The 22,918-nt window shown below is 42.1% G+C and carries 29 protein-coding genes; 26 read left to right on the top strand and 3 right to left on the bottom strand.

Translation table 11 applies throughout. The annotated features are described in order from the left end of the window. Positions 1-15 precede the first annotated feature (15 nt). On the bottom strand, positions 16-396 hold the full coding sequence (locus MHH31_RS11295) for a rhodanese-like domain-containing protein (protein WP_110487391.1): 381 nt from the start codon (positions 394-396) through the stop codon (positions 16-18). Positions 397-615: 219 nt separating this feature from the next. Between MHH31_RS11295 and MHH31_RS11290 the strand changes: the two genes are divergently transcribed. The 3 genes from MHH31_RS11290 to MHH31_RS11280 all read left to right on the top strand — a co-directional run bounded on the left by MHH31_RS11290 (position 616) and on the right by MHH31_RS11280 (position 3,142). Next, positions 616-1,452 (top strand): biotin/lipoate A/B protein ligase family protein, encoded by an 837-nt coding sequence (locus MHH31_RS11290; RefSeq protein ID WP_017357972.1) that lies wholly within the window; start codon positions 616-618, stop codon positions 1,450-1,452. An 85-nt stretch (positions 1,453-1,537) separates the two neighbouring features. Continuing rightward, positions 1,538-1,972 (top strand): transcriptional regulator MntR, encoded by a 435-nt coding sequence (gene mntR / locus MHH31_RS11285; protein WP_003215946.1) that lies wholly within the window; start codon positions 1,538-1,540, stop codon positions 1,970-1,972. A 294-nt stretch (positions 1,973-2,266) separates the two neighbouring features. Then, on the top strand, positions 2,267-3,142 hold the full coding sequence (locus tag MHH31_RS11280) for a patatin-like phospholipase family protein (RefSeq protein WP_008342205.1): 876 nt from the start codon (positions 2,267-2,269) through the stop codon (positions 3,140-3,142). Here the strand turns inward: MHH31_RS11280 and MHH31_RS11275 are convergent. Both MHH31_RS11275 and MHH31_RS11270 read right to left on the bottom strand, forming a co-directional pair. Continuing rightward, positions 3,139-3,534, bottom strand: a complete 396-nt coding sequence (locus MHH31_RS11275) for an SA1362 family protein (protein WP_096881615.1) — start codon at positions 3,532-3,534, stop codon at positions 3,139-3,141. The genes MHH31_RS11280 and MHH31_RS11275 overlap by 4 nt on opposite strands. Before the next feature lie 38 nt (positions 3,535-3,572). After that, on the bottom strand, positions 3,573-4,529 hold the full coding sequence (locus tag MHH31_RS11270) for a DUF1385 domain-containing protein (protein WP_039165998.1): 957 nt from the start codon (positions 4,527-4,529) through the stop codon (positions 3,573-3,575). Between the two features lie 221 nt (positions 4,530-4,750). Here MHH31_RS11270 and MHH31_RS11265 point away from each other — a divergent pair, with 221 nt between their 5' ends. The 23 genes from MHH31_RS11265 to MHH31_RS11155 all read left to right on the top strand — a co-directional run bounded on the left by MHH31_RS11265 (position 4,751) and on the right by MHH31_RS11155 (position 22,814). Next, complete coding sequence (locus MHH31_RS11265; RefSeq protein WP_017367582.1) at positions 4,751-5,278, top strand: YqhR family membrane protein; 528 nt, start codon at positions 4,751-4,753, stop codon at positions 5,276-5,278. 109 nt (positions 5,279-5,387) lie between these two features. Then, the gene (gene aroQ, locus MHH31_RS11260; RefSeq protein ID WP_007501195.1) at positions 5,388-5,831 is read left to right on the top strand and encodes a type II 3-dehydroquinate dehydratase; all 444 of its coding nucleotides are present in this window, start codon (positions 5,388-5,390) and stop codon (positions 5,829-5,831) included. Continuing rightward, a complete protein-coding gene (locus tag MHH31_RS11255; protein ID WP_007501193.1) occupies positions 5,828-6,889 on the top strand; it encodes a Xaa-Pro peptidase family protein in 1,062 nt (353 codons plus the stop codon). Before aroQ ends, MHH31_RS11255 begins: the two co-directional genes overlap by 4 nt. A 25-nt stretch (positions 6,890-6,914) precedes the next feature. Further along, positions 6,915-7,472: an elongation factor P gene (efp, locus tag MHH31_RS11250; protein WP_007501192.1), complete on the top strand. Its 558-nt coding sequence runs from the start codon at positions 6,915-6,917 to the stop codon at positions 7,470-7,472. A gap of 376 nt (positions 7,473-7,848) precedes the next feature. Then, entirely contained in the window at positions 7,849-8,130 is a 282-nt protein-coding gene (locus MHH31_RS11245) for a YqhV family protein (RefSeq protein WP_039165991.1), read from the top strand. Positions 8,131-8,196: 66 nt separating this feature from the next. Further along, positions 8,197-9,120, top strand: a complete 924-nt coding sequence (gene spoIIIAA / locus MHH31_RS11240) for a stage III sporulation protein AA (RefSeq protein WP_024718857.1) — start codon at positions 8,197-8,199, stop codon at positions 9,118-9,120. After that, positions 9,114-9,629, top strand: a complete 516-nt coding sequence (spoIIIAB, locus tag MHH31_RS11235; RefSeq protein WP_007501189.1) for a stage III sporulation protein SpoIIIAB — start codon at positions 9,114-9,116, stop codon at positions 9,627-9,629. Before spoIIIAA ends, spoIIIAB begins: the two co-directional genes overlap by 7 nt. A gap of 19 nt (positions 9,630-9,648) precedes the next feature. Next, positions 9,649-9,855 carry a stage III sporulation protein AC gene (gene spoIIIAC / locus MHH31_RS11230; RefSeq protein ID WP_003153142.1) on the top strand — a complete coding sequence of 69 codons (207 nt, stop codon included), beginning with the start codon at positions 9,649-9,651 and terminating at the stop codon, positions 9,853-9,855. Then, positions 9,852-10,265, top strand: a complete 414-nt coding sequence (spoIIIAD, locus tag MHH31_RS11225) for a stage III sporulation protein AD (protein WP_087978339.1) — start codon at positions 9,852-9,854, stop codon at positions 10,263-10,265. The genes spoIIIAC and spoIIIAD overlap by 4 nt, the downstream gene beginning before the upstream one ends. A 19-nt stretch (positions 10,266-10,284) precedes the next feature. Beyond that, complete coding sequence (gene spoIIIAE, locus MHH31_RS11220) at positions 10,285-11,478, top strand: stage III sporulation protein AE (protein WP_017357967.1); 1,194 nt, start codon at positions 10,285-10,287, stop codon at positions 11,476-11,478. Between the two features lie 14 nt (positions 11,479-11,492). Next, positions 11,493-12,122, top strand: a complete 630-nt coding sequence (spoIIIAF, locus tag MHH31_RS11215) for a stage III sporulation protein AF (RefSeq protein ID WP_342494812.1) — start codon at positions 11,493-11,495, stop codon at positions 12,120-12,122. Beyond that, on the top strand, positions 12,115-12,786 hold the full coding sequence (spoIIIAG, locus tag MHH31_RS11210) for a stage III sporulation protein AG (protein ID WP_035390787.1): 672 nt from the start codon (positions 12,115-12,117) through the stop codon (positions 12,784-12,786). The genes spoIIIAF and spoIIIAG overlap by 8 nt, the downstream gene beginning before the upstream one ends. Then, positions 12,786-13,418, top strand: coding sequence for a SpoIIIAH-like family protein (locus MHH31_RS11205; protein WP_024718861.1), 633 nt, complete (start codon positions 12,786-12,788; stop codon positions 13,416-13,418). The genes spoIIIAG and MHH31_RS11205 overlap by 1 nt, the downstream gene beginning before the upstream one ends. Positions 13,419-13,612: 194 nt before the next feature. Continuing rightward, on the top strand, positions 13,613-14,095 hold the full coding sequence (accB, locus tag MHH31_RS11200; RefSeq protein ID WP_024718862.1) for an acetyl-CoA carboxylase biotin carboxyl carrier protein: 483 nt from the start codon (positions 13,613-13,615) through the stop codon (positions 14,093-14,095). 11 nt (positions 14,096-14,106) lie between these two features. Next, a complete protein-coding gene (accC, locus tag MHH31_RS11195; protein WP_286068076.1) occupies positions 14,107-15,456 on the top strand; it encodes an acetyl-CoA carboxylase biotin carboxylase subunit in 1,350 nt (449 codons plus the stop codon). Positions 15,457-15,481: 25 nt separating this feature from the next. Next, positions 15,482-15,889, top strand: a complete 408-nt coding sequence (locus MHH31_RS11190) for an Asp23/Gls24 family envelope stress response protein (RefSeq protein WP_017357965.1) — start codon at positions 15,482-15,484, stop codon at positions 15,887-15,889. A gap of 209 nt (positions 15,890-16,098) precedes the next feature. After that, positions 16,099-16,494, top strand: a complete 396-nt coding sequence (gene nusB / locus MHH31_RS11185; protein WP_012010530.1) for a transcription antitermination factor NusB — start codon at positions 16,099-16,101, stop codon at positions 16,492-16,494. Between the two features lie 11 nt (positions 16,495-16,505). Further along, positions 16,506-17,357 (top strand): bifunctional methylenetetrahydrofolate dehydrogenase/methenyltetrahydrofolate cyclohydrolase FolD, encoded by an 852-nt coding sequence (gene folD / locus MHH31_RS11180; protein ID WP_335357754.1) that lies wholly within the window; start codon positions 16,506-16,508, stop codon positions 17,355-17,357. Between the two features lie 70 nt (positions 17,358-17,427). Then, positions 17,428-18,786 (top strand): exodeoxyribonuclease VII large subunit, encoded by a 1,359-nt coding sequence (gene xseA / locus MHH31_RS11175; protein WP_024718864.1) that lies wholly within the window; start codon positions 17,428-17,430, stop codon positions 18,784-18,786. Then, on the top strand, positions 18,770-19,030 hold the full coding sequence (locus tag MHH31_RS11170) for an exodeoxyribonuclease VII small subunit (RefSeq protein ID WP_003215880.1): 261 nt from the start codon (positions 18,770-18,772) through the stop codon (positions 19,028-19,030). The genes xseA and MHH31_RS11170 overlap by 17 nt, the downstream gene beginning before the upstream one ends. Next, positions 19,020-19,910, top strand: coding sequence for a polyprenyl synthetase family protein (locus tag MHH31_RS11165; RefSeq protein WP_041091760.1), 891 nt, complete (start codon positions 19,020-19,022; stop codon positions 19,908-19,910). Before MHH31_RS11170 ends, MHH31_RS11165 begins: the two co-directional genes overlap by 11 nt. 151 nt (positions 19,911-20,061) lie before the next feature. After that, entirely contained in the window at positions 20,062-21,963 is a 1,902-nt protein-coding gene (gene dxs, locus MHH31_RS11160; protein ID WP_007501165.1) for a 1-deoxy-D-xylulose-5-phosphate synthase, read from the top strand. Next, positions 21,960-22,814 (top strand): TlyA family RNA methyltransferase, encoded by an 855-nt coding sequence (locus MHH31_RS11155; RefSeq protein WP_007501164.1) that lies wholly within the window; start codon positions 21,960-21,962, stop codon positions 22,812-22,814. The genes dxs and MHH31_RS11155 overlap by 4 nt, the downstream gene beginning before the upstream one ends. The last annotated feature ends 104 nt before the right edge of the window (positions 22,815-22,918 follow it).

Raw genomic sequence — 22,918 nt, 5'->3', positions numbered from 1 at the left:
CCAGAGTCTTTTTTGTTAGTTCTTTGTTTTAATGCGGCCGCCCCATTTTTTAAAGCCGCCCTTTAAATTATAAATCTCACGACAGCCATTTTTACGTAACGTTTGAGCAGCCTTTCCGCTTCTCAAATTATTTTGGCAATAGAGATAAACAGGCTTGTCAGGGCGTATTTCATTTTTGCGCTGCTTTAATTGTGAAAGGGGAATGTTTCTTGCGCCTAAAATATGTCCACCTTCAAACTCATTTGGTTCTCTCACATCAATGAGTTGGGCTTTGCGGTAACCTTTGATAAATTCTGCTTCCGTCAGCGTTTTCATTATGCGCTGCTGATAAATGTAACTGCCGATGGAATAAAGAACGAAAAGTCCACAAAGTGCGAGGACGATATAGTTGAATATTGGCAATACGACTCGACTCCTTCTTGAGCATCAGCACAGTCACCTGTCTGATGGTACGTTTTAGACAAATACTATTATAGTAAAGCAAAAGAAACTTGTCATCATAAATGGTAAGAATTATTTTCAATTCCTTCCCTATTTGATAGACTGATGAAGAGAGAAAATCGGTGGTCACCACCATTATCTAACATTGACTACGTAAAAGAGAAGGGATTTTATATGCAAAAAGAGAAATGGTGTTTCATTGATACAGGAAACCAAGACCCTGCCTTTAACATGGCCATGGACGAAGCCTTGCTTTATTGGCATAGCGAGAAGCTGATCCCGCCTGTGATCCGTTTTTATGGTTGGAATCCAGCGACATTATCTGTTGGATATTTTCAACATGTTGAAAAAGAAATCAACATGGAAGCGGTTGAGCGCTATGGTCTTGGATTTGTTCGCAGGCCTACAGGAGGCCGCGGCGTTCTTCATGATCAGGAATTGACTTACAGTGTGATCGTGTCAGAAGAGCACCCAGAGATGCCGGCGACGGTGACAGAGGCATACCGCGTCATTTCAGAAGGGATTTTAGAGGGCTTTAAAGAACTGGGACTCGATGCGTATTTTGCCATTCCTCGTACAGAAAAAGAAAAAGAAAGCTTAAAAAATCCAAGATCGTCTGTATGTTTTGATGCGCCTTCATGGTACGAACTTGTTGTAGAAGGCAGAAAAGTAGCAGGCAGTGCGCAAACAAGACAAAAAGGTGTAATCCTCCAGCATGGCTCGATTTTAATTGATCTTGATGAGGACAAATTGTTTGATTTATTTCTGTATCCAAACGACCGGGTGAGAGAGCGGATGCAGCGCAGCTTTAAAAACAAAGCGGTGGCGATCAATGAAATTTCAGATCGTACATGTACGATAGACGATGCGCGTGTTGCATTTAAACGAGGGTTTGAAAAAGGATTAAATATCGAGCTTGTGCCTTATGAGCTGACAGATGAAGAGTTGGCATTTGTTCATCACCTCGCCAAAACGAAATACGCCACAGATGATTGGAATTACAAGCGTTAAGACGAAGGACTCTTCTTGTTTTTTAATGGGCGATGGTGTAGAATTGTTATGATTATTAAGTAAAGGTGCATTTTGGAGGGGTTTTATGACTACACCTAGTATGGAAGATTATATTGAACAAATTTATATGCTGATAGAAGAAAAAGGATATGCAAGAGTATCTGATATTGCAGAAGCCCTCGCTGTCCATCCCTCCTCTGTAACAAAAATGGTTCAGAAGCTAGATAAAGATGAATACCTCATTTATGAGAAATATCGTGGTCTAATTTTAACCCCGAAAGGCAAAAAAATTGGAAAACGTCTCGTATACAGACATGAACTGCTAGAGCAATTTTTAAGAATCATTGGTGTAGATGAAGAGAAAATTTATGATGATGTAGAAGGTATTGAGCATCATCTCAGCTGGAACAGCATTGACCGCATCGGCGACCTCGTCCAATTCTTTGAAGAAAACGATGAGCGATCCGTTCAGCTGAAAGCGATTCAAAAGAAAAACGAACAAACAAATCAAGAATCTTAAGAAAAAGGACACCTGGCAAAGGGTGTCCTTTTAAATTGTTAAAATGTACTTTATTTTAGCTCTTTGTCTTCTTTTCAGCGTGAAAGAAAACCTTTGCAGTCTAGGAAGGACGAGCATCGGAGCGGAGCGAATTTGACATTCGTGAGCACCGGAGCGCAGGACTGACACCGAATGCGAGGGTTTGTCTACACGCTGAAAGGACACCTGGCGAAGGGTGTCCTTTTTGAATATAGTTCTAATGAAAGGCAAATGCTCCTACACTATTAATAGTGTGACAGAAAAGGGGGCTCCTTGATGAAGATAGATGGTGTGTTCTCAGGTGGAGGCATTAAGGGTGCAGCACTTGCAGGCGCCTATGAAGCGCTTGAAGCAAGAGGATTTCAATTTGTCCGTCTCGCTGGAACAAGTGCGGGAGCGATCATTGCTTCACTCATCGCAGCGGGTTTTACGAGTCAGGAGATTCGGGAGCTGTTAGACGAAATGGATGAGCATCAATTGCTTGATCGAAGGTGTCAATTCATCCCGTTTAAAATGCTCAGGTGGGTGTCTATTTATTGGCGTCTTGGCCTTTACAAAGGTGACCGTCTAGAAAAATGGCTGACAGACGTGTTAAAACGAAAAGGCGTCACCGTATTCGGTGATCTGAAAAAAGATACGCTCAAAATCGTCGCTTCTGATTTAACAAATGGCAAAATCCTCGTCCTTCCAGATGACCTTCCTTCCTATGGGTTAAATCCAGAGCGGTTTTCTGTCGCCAGAGCCATTCGGATGAGCTGCAGTCTGCCGTATTTTTTCGAACCTGTCAAACTGAGGTCTTCAAAAGGAATTTGTACCATAGTGGATGGCGGCGTGCTCAGCAACTTTCCGATTTGGCTTTTTGCTGAAGAGAAAAAAAGACCGTTTGTCGGTGTCACATTAACCCCAAACGAAAAAGAACGCCCTCAACATTCCATCCGCAATGCGTTTGAACTGTTTGGCGCTCTATTTGAAACGATGCGTGGTGCTCATGACGAAAGACATATTGCCACAAAACACGAACGTCATATTATTTTTATTCCTGTAGAACACGTCATTGCCACTGATTTTCAGCTGATGACAGAAAAGAAAAAGGCGCTCGTCGATCTAGGCAGACAGAAGGCCGAGCAATTTTTAAAGAGCTGGACATTTTAAAATAAGGCGCGATTTTTCTTTTTGTTTTTCTTGCCTTCAATGACTGTCAAATGTGTTTGGCTTTTCTTTTTGAGAAGGACGGGCTTAGACTTGTGGTCAGTCGGCACGCTTCGCAAATGAGTGACCCGGTTTTTCATCTGGCTTTTCGTTTTTGGTTTAGGCTGCTGGTAGCGACGTTTTGATTGTTTGACTGCTTTACGATAAAGATTTCCTTCTGTTCCAGTTCTTCGATTCATCAGCCATCTAAATAAGAAAAATAGAACCGCTCCAATGATCACAACTGATAGCAGCATTGTAAAGAGTCTGCTTGGATTCGTTGTGAGTAAATACACAAATCCCAAAACACCTAAAGCGAAAATAATGGTAAAAGCAGGATGTACTCGGCGATTCATAACTGTCCACCTCCGAAAGAATTTACCGGATTTATAAACTAGATCACTTGATGAGCAGAATCTGATGCTTGTTTCGCAGATGCTTCCTCTAAACGAAGAAGTTCATTAAAACTTGCAATGGCTACCTCGACTTGATCGTCAGAGGGTTCTTTTGTTGTGAGCAATTGCAGCCAAAGGCCAGGATAGCCAAGCACTTTAAGCACTGGCACGTCACGGAGTTTGTTTGTGAGCTGAAGCACCTCAAATGAAATGCCCAGAACAACCGGAATAAGCGCCAAGCGATTCAGAACTCTCACCCATAAAGGATCTGTCGGTACGAGTAAATAGACGAACATGCCGACAATGACAGTGAATAAAATAAAGCTGCTGCCGCATCGATAATGCAGGCGAGATTGGCTTTGGACATTTTCCACTGTGATGTCAAGATTCTGTTCATAGCAGTTTATGACTTTATGTTCTGCCCCATGATATTGAAATACCCTTTTAATTAAAGGGGTCATGGAAATAAAGTAAATATAGCCTAATAACAGGATCAATTTAAAGAATGTTTCCACTGCAATTTGTGCGAAGTTTCCAGAAAACACCGGACGCACAAGTTCGGCTAAAAAGACAGGCACTAAAGTAAAGACAAATTTACTAAAAAGAAGAGAGAGAACTCCGATCACAGCAATGCCAAAGATCATTGATAATTTCGAGCTTTTTTGTTCTTTTTCAAGAGAATGATCTTCAGAAGGATCTAAGTCATAGCGCTCGCTGGAGAAGTTTAAGTGCTTACTGCCGTTTGCGCTTGCTTCAACAAGTGCAGCAACACCTCTGACAAAAGGGATTTTCTTGAGAAAGGCGGTTCGTTTATTGGAGGTCCGGGGAAGCTTTAAAAACTCAATCGACTCATCCTTACGCCGAATCGCTGTCACATAGTTCTTTTTACCTCCGAACATGACACCTTCCACAACTGCCTGCCCTCCATATGCTGGAGGTTTTGTTTGATTGGACATATTTCATCAACCTGCCTGTTTCCTGTAATTTACATGCATTTCCTTATACCTTTATTGTACAGGAAAAGAGGGGAAATCACTAGCTCACAGGTCGATTATCTACTAGAATTCTATCTACCTCTTTTTAGCCAGTATACCCTGTTATAAAAATTTTACACTCTCGCACGGAAATCCTTTTTTTTCATGACATTTTGGACATACTACTTGCTGGAGGTGTTCATATGAAACGTGATGAAAAGAAAAACCAAGAAGAAAAAAACCAATCAGTACAAACGTCTTCAATGGTGGCCAGGGCAGCAGCCACAGGTTTTGTCGGCGGAGTTTTTTGGGGCTTTATCGGATTTCTGACCCATATGTTTCATTTTTCAGAGGTGAGTCCAAATATGCTGTTGCAGCCATTTGTGCTTGGTGAATGGAAAAAAGGCGGACTTGGTACATTTATGAGTATTGTTCTTTTAGGGATTTTATCTATTGGGGCAGCCTTTATTTATTATGGACTGCTCAAACGGATTAAAGGTTTTTGGATGGGACTGATTTATGGAGGGATTTTGTGGCTGCTTGTTTTTTATGTATTTAATCCTATATTCCCCGATGTGAAGCAAGTGCAAGATTTGCAGCAAAGCACCATTGTGACGACATTTTGCCTATATATTTTATATGGCATGTTTGTCGGATACAGTATTTCATTTGAATACAATGAATTAACGAGTCAGAAGCTTGCAAGGGCACTCGGGAAAAAGACAGAATAAAGTGTAAATCCACCATTCATATGATAAAATTATTTTTGGAAACGAAAGGTTTCTAAGGAAAAAGAAACAGACATCGATATAGAGTGAATTAGGGTGAAGGAGTGGTCATATGCCTCATTTTCTAGTGCTGAATGGGCCCAACTTAAATAGGCTCGGCAAGAGAGAGCCAGGAGTTTATGGAAGTAAAACACTAACAGATTTAGAAACGGATTTGTTTCAGTTTGCAGAAAGAGCAAATATTCAATTAACGTTTTTTCAATCGAATCACGAGGGAGATCTGGTCGATGCGCTCCATGAAGCAGAAGATCAGTACGATGGCGTCGTGTTTAACCCGGGTGCTTTTACCCACTATAGCTATGCACTGAGAGATGCCATTGCAAGTATTACGTTACCTGTCATCGAAGTACATATCACAAATGTTCATAAGAGAGAGGAATTCCGCCATCATTCGGTTCTTGCTCCAGTATGCCAAGGTCAAATCGTTGGACTTGGTTTAGAAGGATATAAATTGGCGATTCGTTATTTAGTCAGTGAAGGGGGAGCAGTATCATGAAACTTGAAAAACTAAGAAAACTTTTAGCCGAATTAGACATAGATGGTTTAGTGATTACGAGCAGCTTTAATTTACATTATATGACGAGTTTTACTGGATCAGCCGGTCTTGCCATCGTTTCAAAGGATCGAGCCGCCTTTATTACGGATTTTCGTTACACGGAGCAAGCCAAGGATCAAGTAAAGGGCTATGACATCATTGAACATAAAGGAAACATTGTGGAAACTGCTGTCCAAACGGCAAACGAATTTGGGGTGAAACGTCTTGGTTTTGAACAAAACCATATGACATTTGCCACCTACCAGCAGTACTCGGGAAAAGCAAGCGGTATTGAGCTTGTTCCAGTCTCAGAATCAGTTGAAAAGTTGCGCTTGATTAAGTCTAATGAAGAGATTAAGATATTAGAGGAAGCTGCGAAGATTGCAGATCATGCCTTTGATCATATTCTCACGTACATCAAGCCGGGCCTGACAGAAATTGCGGTCATGAACGAGCTTGAATTTTTCATGAGAAAAGAAGGGGCAGAAGGATCTTCATTCGATATGATTGTTGCCTCTGGCGTTCGTTCAAGCCTGCCACACGGGAGAGCGAGCGAAAAGGTGATTGAATCTGGCGACTTGGTGACACTGGATTTCGGTGCCTATTATAAAGGCTATTGTTCAGACATGACAAGAACCATTGCTGTAGGAACACCAAGCGACAAATTAAAGGAAATTTATCATATCGTATTAGAAGCAGAAAACGCTGGTGTGGATAAAATCAAGCCAGGCTTAACAGGAAAAGAAGCTGATCGCATCACACGAGACATCATTGAAAAGTATGGCTACGGTCAATACTTCGGGCATTCGACTGGACATGGGCTTGGTATGGAAGTACATGAAGCACCTGGCCTTTCCTCACGCTCAGATGTCGTGTTAGAAGAGGGAATGGTTGTGACAGTTGAACCAGGCATTTACTTGCCGGATGTCGGCGGCGTGAGAATTGAGGATGATATTGTCCTGACAGCTGACGGCAATAAACGATTGACCCACTCACCGAAAGAACTTATCATATTATGATGGTGAAATGTAGGAGGATGACAAAATGATTTCAGTAAACGATTTTCGTACAGGCCTGACAATTGAAGTGGACGGCGGTATTTGGCGTGTAGTGGATTTCCAACACGTAAAACCAGGAAAAGGCGCAGCGTTTGTCCGTTCGAAACTGCGTAACCTGCGTACAGGTGCGATTCAAGAGAAAACATTCCGTGCAGGTGAAAAAGTAGCGAAAGCTCAAATTGAAACAAAAACAATGCAATATTTATATGCAAATGGCGATCAGCATGTATTCATGGATACAAGTTCATACGAACAACTTGAACTAAGCGAAGCGCAAATCAAAGATGAGCTGAAATATTTGCTTGAAAATATGTCGGTTCAAATCGTCATGTACGGTGATGAAACACTTGGAGTAGAACTTCCAAACACTGTAGAACTAGAAGTAGTAGAAACAGAGCCTGGTATTAAAGGTGATACGACATCAGGTGGATCAAAACCTGCAAAAACAGAAACTGGTTTAATCGTGAACGTTCCTTTCTTTGTGAACCAAGGTGATAAACTAGTGATCAATACATCTGACGGTTCATACGTTTCAAGAGCGTAATGAACGGAGAGAGACTGTAAACCTCGTGTTTACAGTCTCAGCGTGTAGGCAAACCCTCGCATTCGTTGTCAGTCCTGCGCGCTGGTGCTCACGAATGTGAAATTCGCTCCGCGCCAGTACTCGTTCTTCCTAGACTGCAAAGGTTTTCTATCACGCTGAAAAGAAGACAAAGGGATAAAATCAAGTTCATTTTATCCCTTTGTCAACTATCTGAGACTGTAAACTTCGTGTTTACAGTCTTTTTTTATTTGAAAAATAGGACGCCTCGTTATGACACCCCCTTACTCTATTCTCTCATCCATCTCTCTTCCTTTTGAAAAACAAGACTACTTCTAGCTAGTGAAGCATATAGTGTAAAAAAAGCTGGAGGTTCTATATGAAACAATTTCTCCCGGGTATACACCCATCAGTTGCTGCCATGGCAGGGATGAGGTTTTTATCTGCCACGATTGAACTGACGGCCGCCATCCTCATTTTAGTGACAAATGATGTGCGTAAAGCGGTTGTCATCAATAGTATATTAGCGATCATTGGGCCGCTCATTTTTATTATCACGATGACGATTGGAATCTACCAAATTGCAGGGCAGTTATCCTATGCGAAGCTTGTGTTTATTTTCATTGGTGTCGTATTTATTCTTGTTGGAATTTATAAGTGAAATGGCTTGGCATAATTAACGGCATGCATCATACATTTTAGAGAAGAAAAAAAGGAGGGGAATTCGTTGCGGAGTTTGTTGGATATTCTCCCGCACTCAATTGGACAAGAACTCAGCATGTTAAAAGAAGCAGAGTGGGCGCAAATAGAAGAAATCCGCATTCGCACCGATCGCCCAATTGAGCTGATGCAAGGAGGAAAACCCCGCTTTCTTTCCTATTATACAACAGGTGAAGATGCGGCTCAGCTATTAGGCAGGCTCAGTAATTACAGCATGTACACACTTGAGGAAGAGTTAAAACAGGGCTATATCACCATATCTGGCGGACATCGAGTTGGGCTTGCTGGAAAGGTCATCGTCGAAAATGGATTCGTCAAAGGCTTAAGAGATATTTCTTCATTTAATATTCGCATCGCAAAAGAGAAGATCGGAATTGCTCTGCCGTTTCTCCCTTATTTATATGAAAAACATTGGTGTAACACACTGATTATAGGTCCGCCGCAAACCGGGAAAACGACATTGCTGCGTGATCTAGCACGTCTTGTCAGTACAGGAACAACAGCCATTTCTCCTAGAAAAACAGGGATTGTAGATGAACGCTCTGAAATCGCAGGTTGTATAAGAGGAGTGCCGCAGCATTCTTTTGGGCACCGGATTGATGTACTTGATGCGTGCCCAAAGGCTGAAGGATTAATGATGATGATCAGATCCATGAGCCCAGAAGTCATCATTGTCGATGAAATCGGAAAAAGTGAAGATGTACAGGCACTGTTAGAAGCAATCCATGCTGGAGTCACCATTATCGTCTCAGCTCATGGTTATTCTCTTGAAGACTTATCTAAACGGCCATCATTTGAACCGTTATGGCAGCTTCGTGTGTTTGATCGATATGTGGAATTAAATAGAGAAAAAGGGCCTGGCACGATCGGACGGATATTTGACCAAGAGGGACAAGAGCTGAAGCGGAGGCGGGGAGTGGACGTATGTTAAAGCTTATTGGTGCTATTTTCATTGTTGCGGCTACGACATGGGGAGGATTCGAGTTTGCGAAGCGGTACAGTGATCGGCCAAAGCAAATCCGCCAGCTCCGGTTTGCACTCCAATCTCTTGAAGCTGAAATTATGTATGGTCAAACACCTTTAGCTAGAGCTGCTGACCAAATTGCGTCCCAAGTAGGACCGCCTGTGAATCGGCTATTTGAACAATTTGCAGAAAAACTCAACGTCGGAACCTTTTCTGCGAGGCATGCATGGAATGAAAGTCTAGAGGATGTATGGAAAAAAACCGTATTAAAAAAAGGCGAATATGAGGCGCTGAAGCACTTTGGAGAAACCCTTGGTCAGCATGATGTGACGGCTCAGCAAAAATATATCAAGCTAGCTTTAGGCCATTTGGAATCAGAGGAGAAAGAAGCTGAAGTTGCCCAAGCGAAAAATGAAAAAATGGTGAGAAGTCTTGGTTTTCTAAGTGGGTTACTACTGATTCTGTTATTGATGTGAGAGGAAGGGAGTCGAGAGCATGGGCGTTGATGTAAACGTCATTTTCCAAATTGCGGGAGTGGGTATCGTCGTGGCTTTTCTCCATACGATTTTAGATCAAATGGGGAAAAAAGAGTACGCACAGTGGGTGACACTGCTTGGATTTATCTACATTTTATTTATGGTTGCTACCATTGTGGATGATTTGTTTAAGAAGATTAAAGCCGTATTTCTATTTCAAGGATAGGGGAGGGCTTACAAATCGAAATTATTCAAATTGTTGGACTTGGTTTAATCGCTACTTTTCTAGCATTAATCGTCAAAGAACAAAAGCCAACCTTCGCCTTTATGCTTGTTGTGTTTACTGGGTGTGTCATTTTCCTTTATTTAATCGATCAAATCTATGCCATTATCTCCATGATTGAAAAAATTGCAGCAAGTGCAGGCGTCAATATGAAATACGTGGAAACCATTTTGAAAATCATTGGCATTGCCTATATTGCAGAATTTGGTGCCCAGCTCACAAAGGATGCGGGGCAAGGCGCCATCGCTTCAAAAATAGAGCTTGGCGGCAAGATTCTTATTTTGGTCATGGCGGTACCGATTTTAACGGTCATCATTGAGACGATCCTAGGTATGATCCCGTCCATGACTTGATGGAAAAGAGGTGATGATGATGAAACGGGTGACAGCTGTGCTGGGGTTTATGATGTTCTTTTGGATGATTGTTCCGTATGCAGGTGCAGAAGAAAGTGTGCCTTTATCAAGTGAAGAACCGGTCGCAGAAGAAGTTGCGGGTGGACAGGCTGATGCCTTAGAGCTTCATTCTATCAGTGACTTTTGGGAAACGATATTGGACGAGTATGGTGGCTTTCTGCCTGAAAGCCAAAAAGGTACAGTGAAGGAAATGATCGATGGCGATAAAGAGCTGTCTCCCCAAACGTGGCTGAAAGCTTTTGTTCATTATCTGTTTCATGAGCTGATTGCCAATGGAAAGCTCTTAGGCACACTTATATTACTTACCATCTTTTGTTCGCTTTTGCAGCTTTTGCAAAATGCGTTTGAGCAAAGCACTGTTAGTAAAGTTGCATACGCTCTTGTTTATATGGTGCTTATCATTATTGCATTAAACAGTTTTCATGTTGCGATCTCTTATGCAACAGAAGCCATTCAAACGATGACTAGTTTTATTCTTGCTCTTATTCCTCTTTTATTAGCACTTATTGCCTCATCAGGCGGGCTTGTCTCAGCCGGATTCTTTCATCCTGTGATTTTGTTTTTAATGAACACGAGCGGTGTTTTTATTCAATATGTCGTTCTTCCGCTCATCTTTTTATCAGCGATCTTGAGCATAGTCAGTACATTGACGGAACAATACAAAGTGACCCAGCTTGCCCAGCTGTTAAGAAATGTCGCCATTGGCGGGCTCGCTGTTTTTTTAACTGTATTCCTCGGCGTCATTTCTGTACAGGGGGCATCTGCTGCTATCACTGATGGAATCGCTCTTCGCACAGCCAAGTTTATTACCGGAAATTTCATCCCTGTCCTTGGCAGAATGTTTACTGATGCGACAGATACCGTTATCAGCGCCTCTGTGCTGCTGAAAAATACGGTTGGCCTTGTAGGCGTCGCCATTTTGATTTCAATTGCGGCTTTCCCAGCGATTAAAGTGCTGTCGCTCGCTCTGATTTATAAACTGGCCGCTGCGATTCTTCAGCCTTTAGGGGGCGGGCCAATTATTAGCTGCCTTGATGTCATTTCAAAAAGTGTTCTTTATATATTTGCTGCATTAGCTGTTGTATCGCTTATGTTCTTTTTAAGCATTACCGTTATCATCACAGCTGGCAACCTCACCATGATGATGAAGTAAGGAGGGGACACCATTTGAGTTTTCTCACAGAATGGATCACAAGTATTATCCTATTTATTTTATTTGCGATTGTGATTGATCTTTTGCTTCCCAATTCAAGCATGCAGAAGTATGCAAAAATGGTCGTCAGCTTATTGTTAATTGTCGTGATGCTCAATCCGATCTTTGCGTTATTCCGGGCAGATCCGGACCAAATTTTCTCAGAAATCATGAAAGGGAAGGACCAAGCGCAATCAGAAGAAATAAAAAATCAGATGAATTTAGAAAAAAAAGAAATACAAGCTTCACAGCGTGCATATATTTTAAAGCAAATGGCTGTCCAACTAGAAAAAAGCGCAAAGGAGCCACTGGAGAAGGAGAGCTATGAAATGAAACACGTAGAAGTGTTGGCAGATGAGGAGCACCTTGATCAGAATATGGAGGCAGATCAATTTCGCATCAAAGCAGTCCTTGTCCCGCTCACAGGTGATGCTGTAGAAACGGTGGCAAAGGTCGACATTGATCTCTCCAGGCAAAAGGAGGAAAGCGCCGAGACGTCAGCAAAAGAGATGAGGGTGAAAGAGACGCTTGCAGATGTTTGGAATACACGGCCTGAACACATTGCGCTCAACATTGAGGGAGGTGACGTAGCAGATCATGAATAACAAGGACTGGAGACAAAAGCTGAAATCAATGTTCCAAGCACCTGAAAAAGGTGAAGGGAAACCAAAATTAACGAAGCACCATTACTTACTGCTTGTCTTCATCATCGGCGTGTCATTCATGTTAGTCAGTCAAATTCTGTCACCGCCATCAAGCAAACAAGAGGCTGCTGTTCCTGCGTCTAAAAAAACATCCTCAGAAGAGCAGGCGGTGTTCAAACCATCCTCTTCAGGTAAGTCAAACAACTCGATAGAGGATGTTGAACAAGAATACGAAAATCAGCTGAAAGAGATTTTAGAAACGATCATTGGTGTTGAGGATGTTTCCATCGTGGTAAATGTAGACGCAACTTCTTTAAAAGTGTTTGAAAAAAACAAATCCAATAAAAGCACTACGACCGAGGAAACAGACAAAGAAGGCGGCGTGCGAAGTGTCACGGATCAAACAAAAGAAGAAGAGATTGTCATTATTAAAAATGGCAATGAAGAAACACCTGTTGTTGTCCAAACGAAAAAGCCAGACATTCGAGGTGTCCTCGTTGTTGCTCAAGGAGTAGACAACGTTCAAATAAAGAAAACCATCATTGAAGCGGTTACACGAGTGCTTGATGTACCGAGCCATAGAGTGGCTGTTGCCCCTAAAAAAATCAAGGAGGATTCGGAATGATGTTAAAAAAACAAACGGTTTGGCTATTAACGATGCTAAGTTTAGTTGTCGTATTAAGTGTGTACTATATCATGTCCCCACAAGGTGAGAATGCTGTGACAGTAGAAGATACAAAATCAAAAGGAATGGAAGAGAAAAAGGCTGAGCCAGAAAAAGGGACTGATAAAGGAACCGAAAAGAATGCAGAAGAGAAATCAACTGACAAAGAAACCAATGCGAAACAAGAAGATGTTGAAACAAGTGGAGAAGAAGGAAAGGCTGTTTCAGAGCAGACCGACGATGAACTTTTCACAACCTACAGACTTGAACTGGAAGATAAGCGCAGCAAGCAGCGTGAAGAGTATAACGAAATCGTGTCTAGCGATGATGCAACAGCGCAAGAAAAAAGTGAAGCTTATGATCAAATGACAGCGCTTAGTGAGGCAGAAGGAACAGAGCGCCAGCTGGAGACATTAATTAAAACAAAAGGATATAAAGATGCGCTCGTCAGTGCAGAAGGAGATAAAGTGAACATCACGGTTCGTTCTGATAAAAAATCAAAGTCCCAAGCAGCAGATATTATTGATTTGGTCACAAAAGAAATGAGAGGGCTTGATAACGTAGCCGTCACTTTTGAGCCATCGAATCAATAAAAAATGCACAAGCGCCCTTTTCTGAAAAGGGCGTTTTTTCATGCGGGTTGACGCCCTTTTTCAGGTGCTTGCGCGAGGTGTCTCATCACATTAATAGTTGAATTCAACGAAATCCTCCTGTAAGATGGTTATAGTATGTACTTTTAGTACTAGCCTATAAAAAAAGATAAATCCATACATAGGGGTGCAAATCCATGTTAAAAATTGAAGAGATTCATGAACTGATTAAATTAATTGACGAATCAACAATTGATGAATTTACGTACGAAAATGAAGGTGCAAAAATCAAGTTAAAGAAAAATAAAGAAGTCGTTCAGCAAGTTGCGGCACAAGCACCAGTGGCTCCTGTCCAAGCAGCTCCAGCTCAACAAGCTCCTAAAGCACAAGCTCCAGCTCAGACCGAAGCCCCTGCACAAGAGGGAGCCGCGTCTGAAAACCTGCATAAAATCACATCCCCAATGGTTGGCACATTTTACGCTTCTTCTTCACCAGAAGCAGATCCATATGTGACAACAGGTTCTAAAGTGAAGGAAAACTCAGTTGTATGTATCGTTGAAGCGATGAAACTGTTTAATGAAATCGAAGCAGAAGTAAAAGGCGAAATCGTCGAAGTATTAGCTGAAAACGGTCAGCTTGTAGAATTCGGACAACCCCTCTTTCTAGTGAAAGCAGAGTAAGGAGTACGATCATGATTAAAAAGCTATTAATTGCAAACAGAGGAGAAATCGCAGTTAGAATCATCCGTGCTTGTAAAGAGCTTGGAATTGAAACAGTTGCGGTATTTTCTGAAGCGGATCGTGATGCGCTGCATGTTCAAATGGCTGATGAAGCATATTGCATCGGACCGACTGCTTCAAAAGATAGTTATTTAAATGTGACAAATATTGTCAGTGTGGCAAAGCTAACAGGTACAGATGCCATCCATCCAGGATATGGTTTCCTTGCTGAAAATGCAGACTTTGCAGAGCTTTGCGAGGAATGTAATGTCATCTTTGTTGGACCAACTGCGTCAGCAATTTCCAAAATGGGAACGAAAGATGTGGCAAGAGAAACAATGAAGCAAGCTGGTGTTCCAATTGTCCCTGGTTCTCAAGGAATTGTAAAAGATCTTGATGATGCTGTTTCAACAGCAGCTGATATTGGGTATCCTGTCATTATTAAAGCAACTGCAGGCGGCGGTGGTAAAGGTATCCGTGTGGCTCGCACAGAAGAAGAGCTCATTAACGGTGTCACCATTACGCAGCAGGAAGCAGCACAAAACTTCGGGAACCCAGGTGTCTATTTGGAGAAATTCATTGAAGACTTTAGACACGTTGAAATTCAAGTCCTTGCTGATCAGCATGGGAATACCATTCACTTAGGTGAACGTGATTGTTCTATCCAAAGAAGAATGCAAAAGCTACTGGAAGAAACGCCATCACCTGCACTAAATGCAGATATTCGTGAGCAAATGGGTGAAGCTGCCGTAAAAGCAGCCGAAGCTGTTGAATACACAGGTGCTGGAACGGTTGAATTCATTTACGATTATAATGAAGAGAAGTTTTACTTCATGGAAATGAATACACGTATCCAAGTAGAGCATCCTGTAACGGAAATGGTCACTGGTGTTGATTTGATCAAAGAACAGATCAAAGTAGCTTCAGGTGAAAAGCTTTCCCTTACGCAAGAGGATGTCGTATACGAAGGCTGGGCGATTGAATGTCGTATTAACGCAGAGAACCCTGAGAAAAATTTCATGCCTTCTGCTGGTGAAATTAAAATGTACCTTCCGCCAGGCGGTTTAGGAGTACGTGTTGATTCTGCCGCTTATCCTGGTTATGTGATTCCGCCATATTACGATAGTATGATTGCGAAAGTGATCACATATGGTAAAACGAGAGAAGAAGCAATTGCAAGAATGAAACGTGCGCTGCAAGAATTCGTCATTGAAGGAGTCTACACAACGATTCCATTCCACCTCAGATTACTAGAGCACGAAACATTTGTGAGCGGTAATTTTAATACGAAGTTTTTAGAAACGTATCAAATTATGAAATAATAACAGCTTTCGGAGGTGAATGATCGTGTCAGAAAACAATTTGCTTGAAATGAACCTTGATGAAGATCAATTGGGAAAAGTGCAAATTGCGCCAGAAGTGATTGAAGTCATTGCTGGGATCGCTGCATCAGAGGTCGAAGGAATTGCGGAAATGCGCGGCAACTTCGCTGCTGATGTGGCAGAACGCTTTGGGAAGAAAAATCACCGTAAAGGTGTGAAAGTAGATGTCTCTGATGAAGGCATCACAATTGATGTGTATTGTGTGGTTGAATTTGGCCTATCCATTCCAAAGGTATCCACTGCTGTTCAAGAAAATATCCGTCAAACCCTTTTAAACATGACGGCCTTAACGATTAATGAAATTAACATTCATGTCGTTGGCATTCAATTTGATACAAAAACAGCTGAAGCTGAAGTTGATCAAGAAATGTAAAAAGGGTTGAAGTGAAACCAAGGAGGCATTGCCTCTTTGGTTTTTTAAAGCCCATTTTTGGGAAAATTCCGCATGATGATTACGTCACGCATGGAGTGATTCGTTTTTCGTCACAGCTCGCATGGATCTTGGTGCGACTGCGGTCAAAATATGTTATGATCTCTGTATGGCTTAACGACAAGCGGATAAAGTGGTTAAAGGAGTAAATAATGAAAAGAAGAACTGCAAGAGAAAAGGCGCTACAAACATTATTTCAAATTGATGTCAGCAATATTGATCCGAAAGAGGCCATTACACATGCGCTGGATGAACAAGAATCAGATCCTTTTTTCGAGGAACTGGTTTTCGGTGTGCTCGAACAAAAGGACAAGCTCGATGACATGATTTCACAGCATCTTGTGAATTGGAAACTTGATCGTATTGCGAACGTAGACAGAGCCATTTTAAGGCTGTCTGTGTACGAAATGGTATATCAAGAAGATATCCCGGTGAGTGTTTCAATGAATGAAGCCATTGAACTGGCTAAATTGTTCGGTGACGATAAGGCGCCGAAATTTGTAAATGGTGTACTTTCAAACATTAAAAACGACCTAAAGCAGCAATAGGAGGATTCGACATGACAGCAACAATCATCGATGGGAAAGAAACAGCAAAAGAAAAGCGTGAACAATTAGCAAAAGAAGTAGAAGAGCTAAAACAAAAAGGAGTCACACCTGGTCTTGCCGTTATTCTAATCGGTGATGATCCGGCTTCACTTTCTTACGTACGCGGGAAGAAAAAAGCAGCAGAAGCCATGGGCATGCATTTCCAGCTTGATCATTTAGATGCTTCTTTAACAGAAGAGGAATTGCTAAAGATGATTGATCAGTACAATGCGAATGATCAATTCCACGGAATTCTTGTTCAGCTTCCACTGCCAAAACATATTTCTGAAAAAGCCGTCATTGAACGAATTTCACCAGAGAAAGACGTAGATGGTTTTCATCCGCTGAATATCGGGAAAATGCTACTTGGGGAAGACACATTCCTCCCTTGCACACCAGCAGGTATTGTTGAATTATTGAACAAAACAGGTGTGGATCTCTCTGGCAAAGAAGTGGTCGTTGTAGGACGAAGCAATATTGTCGGCAAACCAGTTGGACAATTGCTATTAAACGAAAATGCAACCGTCACCTACTGTCATTCAAGAACGACGAACATTTCAGAACATACGTTAAAAGCGGACATTTTAGTTGTTGCCGTCGGTCGAGCAAACTTTATTAAAGCTGACCAAATTAAAGAAGGCGCTATTGTCATTGATGTAGGAGTCAATCGTCTAGAAACAGGGAAACTTGTAGGCGACGTTGACTTTGAAGCAGCAAAAGAAAAAGCTTCTTACATCACACCAGTCCCTGGCGGAGTGGGTCCAATGACAATCACGATGCTTGCACACAATACGGTTAAATCAGCAAAACGTACATTATCATAAGCTTGATCCATTCATCCACCTGCGTGCTGCCGGTGGATGAATGTGCGTTTTTGAAGAGGAGGAATACGTCATGAGTGAAAAAGCCTTTGTGACGGTCACAGCCCTTACAAAATACATAAAAAGAAAATTTGATGTTGACCCTCATTTAGAAGATATTTGGATCAAAGGTGAGTTATCGAATGTGAAGATTCATTCAAGAGGTCATGTTTATTTCACCTTAAAGGACGAAAATGCACGTATGCAAGCTGTTATGTTCCAGCGCTCCGCGTCCAAGCTGCCTTTTTCACCAAAGAGCGGAATGAAAGTGTTCGTACGTGGCGGAATTCAAGTCTACGAACCGAGCGGAAGCTATCAATTATATGCAAAAGAAATGCAGCCTGATGGTGTTGGTGCTCTTCATCTTGCCTATGAAGAGCTGAAGAAGAAACTAGCAAGTGAAGGCTTATTTGATGAGCGCTATAAAAAAACAATTCCTGAATATCCAGAGGTTGTTGGTGTCATTACATCCCCAACAGGAGCAGCTGTTCGAGATGTCATTACCACGATCAATCGGCGCTATCAGCAGGCCAAGATCATTGTGCTTCCGGCATTAGTCCAAGGAGAAAATGCCCCGCGTTCGATTGTGGAACGGATTAAAGAAGCCAATGAAAAACAGCTTTGTGATGTCTTGATTGTCGGGAGAGGCGGAGGATCGATTGAAGAACTTTGGGCCTTTAATGAAGAAGCAGTCGCAAGAGCGATCTTCGCATCAGACATTCCAATCATTTCTGCCGTTGGGCACGAAACAGACTTTACCATTAGTGATTTCACTGCAGACATGAGAGCACCCACACCAACAGGAGCAGCAGAACTAGCTGTTCCAAGCACCGCTGACTTAATTGAACGAATCAAATCAATCGACATTCGGTTAACAAGAGCAGTAAAAAATCGAACGTCACAAGCAAAAGACCGTCTTGTGGCACTTCAATCCTCTTATGCTTTCCGTTTTCCAAAACGATTACAAGAGCAAAAAGAGCAGCAATTCGATATGGTATTTGATCGTTTTCAAAAACAGCTGACAAGACAAATGGAACAAAAACGCAGTCAACTTGACCGCCAAACATATAGACTGAAGCCGCTTCATCCAAAAGAGCAGCTTCTTCAGGCGAAAAAACGCCATGCCAATGAAACAGAACAGCTCGTTCGGAGCATGAACGTGCAAATGAAAACAATTCATTCGCAGTTCCAATCGGTTCTTGGTAAACTAAATGCATTAAATCCGCTTCAAGTCATGGAAAGAGGCTATAGTTTAGCTTATAAAGAAGATGAGCTCATTAAAAGTGTGAATCAAGTAGAAACGAAGGATCAACTAACGATTACAATGAAGGATGGACGTCTGATTTGTGAGGTTATTGAGAAGGAGGGCAATCATCATGACAGAATCAAATAAACAAAAAGAAGAACAAATGACATTTGAAGAGGCCATGAAAGGACTTGAAGAGATTGTGGGAAAGCTCGAAGAAGGCGATGTACCGCTAGAACAAGCTATCCACTATTTCCAAGAGGGTATGACGCTCTCAAAACTTTGCCATGAAAAATTACAGCATGTTGAAAAGCAAATGGATTTCATTTTAAAAGAGGACGGTGAACTGGCTCCTTTTTCTGTGAAGGAGGCAGATGCTGGTGACAAGTAACTTAAACGAATTTTTAACAACACGAAAACAAGCAATTGAAGACTATTTATTTACATATGTGCAGGAATTGTCTATTCCAGAAGAGCTGAAATCTTCTATGCTTTATTCTCTGAAAGCTGGCGGAAAAAGACTGCGTCCTGTGCTTGTTCTTGCTCTTTTAAATGCGTATGGAAAAAGGGAAGAAGAGGGTATACCAGTAGGCTGTGCAGTGGAAATGATTCATACATATTCCTTGATACATGATGATCTTCCTTGTATGGATGATGATGACCTGCGCCGAGGAAAGCCGACCAACCATAAAGTATACGGCGAGGCAACAGCCGTTCTTGCAGGTGATGCGCTGCTCACTGAAAGCTTCCGTCTGATTACATCGCAATTATCTGACGATGTACCTGCTGATCAAAAGCTTCGAATCATCGATGAACTTGTTACATCAGCAGGTGCACTCGGAATGGTTGGCGGACAATTTGATGATATGGAAGCAGAACAGAAACAAATCCCTCTTTCTGAATTAGAATCGATTCATGCCCGCAAAACAGGAAAGCTACTCACCTTTAGTGTGGTTGCAGGTGCGATACTGGCAGGTGCATCTGATGATGAGATCGAAAAGCTGAGAGAATTCAGCTATCATATTGGCATTGCTTTTCAAATCCGTGACGATATTTTAGATCTTGAAGGCAGCGAAGAGAAAATAGGAAAGCGGATCGGCTCCGATACAGCAAATGAAAAGTCGACATATCCTTCTTTATTAACGCTTTCAGGAGCAAAAGAAAAGCTGGATGAACATATCACTCGTGCGAAAGAAATTGTCTCAAATCTTGAGTTGGAGCAAAACTTGCTGCATGATTTATGCGATCTGATTGCCTCACGAGATCACTAAAAACAGCCTAGATTTGAGGGTCCTCGAGCAATTGTGGTAAACTGTAAACAGTTTATCATGATGAGACAACTCTTATTCCTGAATTGGTTTTCATAGGAATAAGGCATTATATATGTAGATAGAAATTTTGTTGAAAGCGAGTTGATCCTGATTGGATCTTTTATCAATAAAAAATCCAACGTTTCTAAAAGGAATGTCAAATGCAGAATTAGAGGAGCTGAGTGCGGACATTCGCACGTTTTTAATTGAGTCGTTAGCGAACTCTGGTGGGCACATTGGTCCAAACCTTGGTGTCGTTGAACTTACTGTTGCACTTCACAAAGTATTTGACAGCCCGAAAGACAAATTTCTTTGGGATGTTGGACATCAGTCTTACGTTCACAAGCTGTTAACTGGAAGAGGCGCCGAGTTTGATACGCTTCGTCAATATAAAGGGCTCTGCGGTTTCCCTAAACGAAATGAAAGTGAACATGATGTTTGGGAGACTGGACACAGTTCAACCTCATTATCTGGTGCAATGGGAATGGCGGCAGCGCGTGACATTAAAGGAACAGATGAATACATTCTCCCGATTATCGGCGATGGTGCACTAACCGGCGGTATGGCGTTAGAAGCACTGAACCATATCGGGGATGAAAAAAAAGACATGATTGTGATCTTAAACGACAATGAAATGAGTATTGCGCCAAACGTTGGTGCGATCCATACAATGCTTGGCAGACTACGTACAGCTGGTAAATACCAATGGGTAAAGGACGAGCTTGAATACTTATTCAAGCGTATCCCAGCAGTAGGCGGGAAGCTTGCTGCAACAGCAGAACGTATCAAGGACAGTCTGAAATATTTGCTTGTCTCTGGTATGTTCTTTGAGGAAATGGGCTTTACTTACTTAGGACCAGTAGACGGACATTCCTATGAAGATTTGTTCGAGAATCTTGAGTACGCAAAGAAAACAAAAGGCCCGGTTCTCCTTCATGTCATCACGAAAAAAGGAAAAGGCTATAAGCCGGCCGAATCTGATAAGATCGGCACATGGCACGGAACAGGCCCATACAAAATCGACACAGGTGACTTTGTAAAACCGACAGCAGCTGCACCGTCGTGGAGTGGTCTCGTTAGTGAAACCGTCAGAAAGCTTGCACGTGAAGATGAGCGGATTGTCGCGATTACACCTGCAATGCCCGTTGGCTCAAAGCTTGAAGGATTTGCAAAAGAATTCCCTGAGCGAATGTTTGATGTTGGAATTGCAGAGCAGCACGCTGCAACAATGGCAGCTGGACTTGCTACACAGGACATGAAGCCATTTTTAGCGATTTATTCAACGTTCCTTCAAAGAGCCTATGATCAAGTGCTGCATGATATTTGCCGTCAAAATCTCAATGTGTTCATTGGAATTGACCGTGCAGGTCTTGTCGGTGCAGATGGAGAAACACATCAAGGTGTGTTTGACATTGCTTTCATGCGTCATATGCCGAATATGGTTCTCATGATGCCAAAGGATGAAAATGAAGGACAGCATATGGTCAACACAGCCATTCAATATGATGATGGTCCAATCGCCATGCGCTTCCCGCGTGGAAATGGACTAGGCGTCAAAATGGATGAACAGCTGAAAACCATCCCAATTGGTTCTTGGGAAGTTCTTCGTCCCGGGAAAGATGCTGTCATTTTAACATTCGGTACAACCATTAAAATGGCGCTGCAGGCAGCAGAAGAACTGCAAAAAGAAGGTAAATCAATCCGTGTTGTCAATGCACGTTTCATTAAGCCTCTTGATGAAGGTATGTTAAATGAGATACTGTCTGAAGGTTTGCCAATTTTAACAATAGAAGAAGCGGTGCTTCAGGGTGGATTTGGCAGCAGCGTATTAGAATATATTCACGACAAAAAAGCGTCTCATATAAAAGTAGAACGTATGGGCATTCCAGATGAATTTATTGAGCATGGAAGTGTCGATGCGCTACTTGAGGAAATTGGACTGACGAAAACACAGGTTGCTGAAACATTACGTGACCTGCTTCCCGCAGCACCAAGAAAAGGAATTGGATCATGACATCAAAGAAAGAACGACTTGACGTTTTATTAGTCGAACAAGGACTAATGGAAACGAGAGAGAAAGCAAAACGCGCCATTATGGCAGGGATCGTTTACTCAAATGAAAACCGTTTGGATAAGCCAGGAGAAAAAATCGCTCGTGATACCCCGCTGACTGTGAAGGGGAATCCGCTGAAATATGTCAGCCGAGGTGGGCTAAAGCTCGAAAAGGCACTTCAAGAATTTGATTTAACCGTTGAAGGAAAGCTTTTAATTGATATCGGCTCATCAACAGGGGGATTTACAGATTGCGCACTCCAAAATGGAGCAGTCAAATCCTATGCTGTGGATGTTGGCTACAATCAGCTTGCGTGGAAATTACGACAGGATGATCGGGTGATCGTCATGGAACGCACCAACTTCCGCCATTCTGTTCCGGCAGATTTCACCGAAGGATTACCAGAGGTTGCATCTATTGATGTATCATTTATCTCGCTCAAACTTATTCTTCCCGCATTAAAGCATATTCTTATCCCAGGCGGCGACTGTATTGCGCTAGTGAAGCCGCAGTTTGAAGCGGGCAGAGAGCTTGTTGGAAAAAAAGGCATTGTGCGAGAACCTTCTGTACATCTTGGTGTGCTAGAAGAAATGAATCAATTTGCTGCAAAAGAAGGCTATGATGTAAAGGATGTTTCGTTTTCACCGATTACAGGCGGAGATGGAAATATCGAATTTCTCCTCCACTTGGTCCTGCATCCCGATCAAGAAGAGAATACGGCACTTCCAGTATCTGAACTTGAAAAAGTCGTCAAAGAAGCCCATGCCGTATTGAAAGAAAAGAAAAACAGTCCTGAGCCGGCTGACACATGAATTATTGAAACAAAAGGAATAATAGCTCGCTATTATTCCTTTTTACATGGTCAAAAGATCAGAATTGACCGTTTCTCACGTAATGCTTGTTTTTTGAAGTGTGC

Origin of the sequence: Bacillus sp. FSL K6-1033 (genome assembly GCF_038630765.1) — a bacterium.
GTDB classification, from domain to species: domain Bacteria; phylum Bacillota; class Bacilli; order Bacillales; family Bacillaceae; genus Bacillus; species Bacillus altitudinis.
The sequence above is the reverse complement of the archived record's forward strand: the minus strand, read 5'-3'. Positions and strand labels throughout refer to the sequence as shown.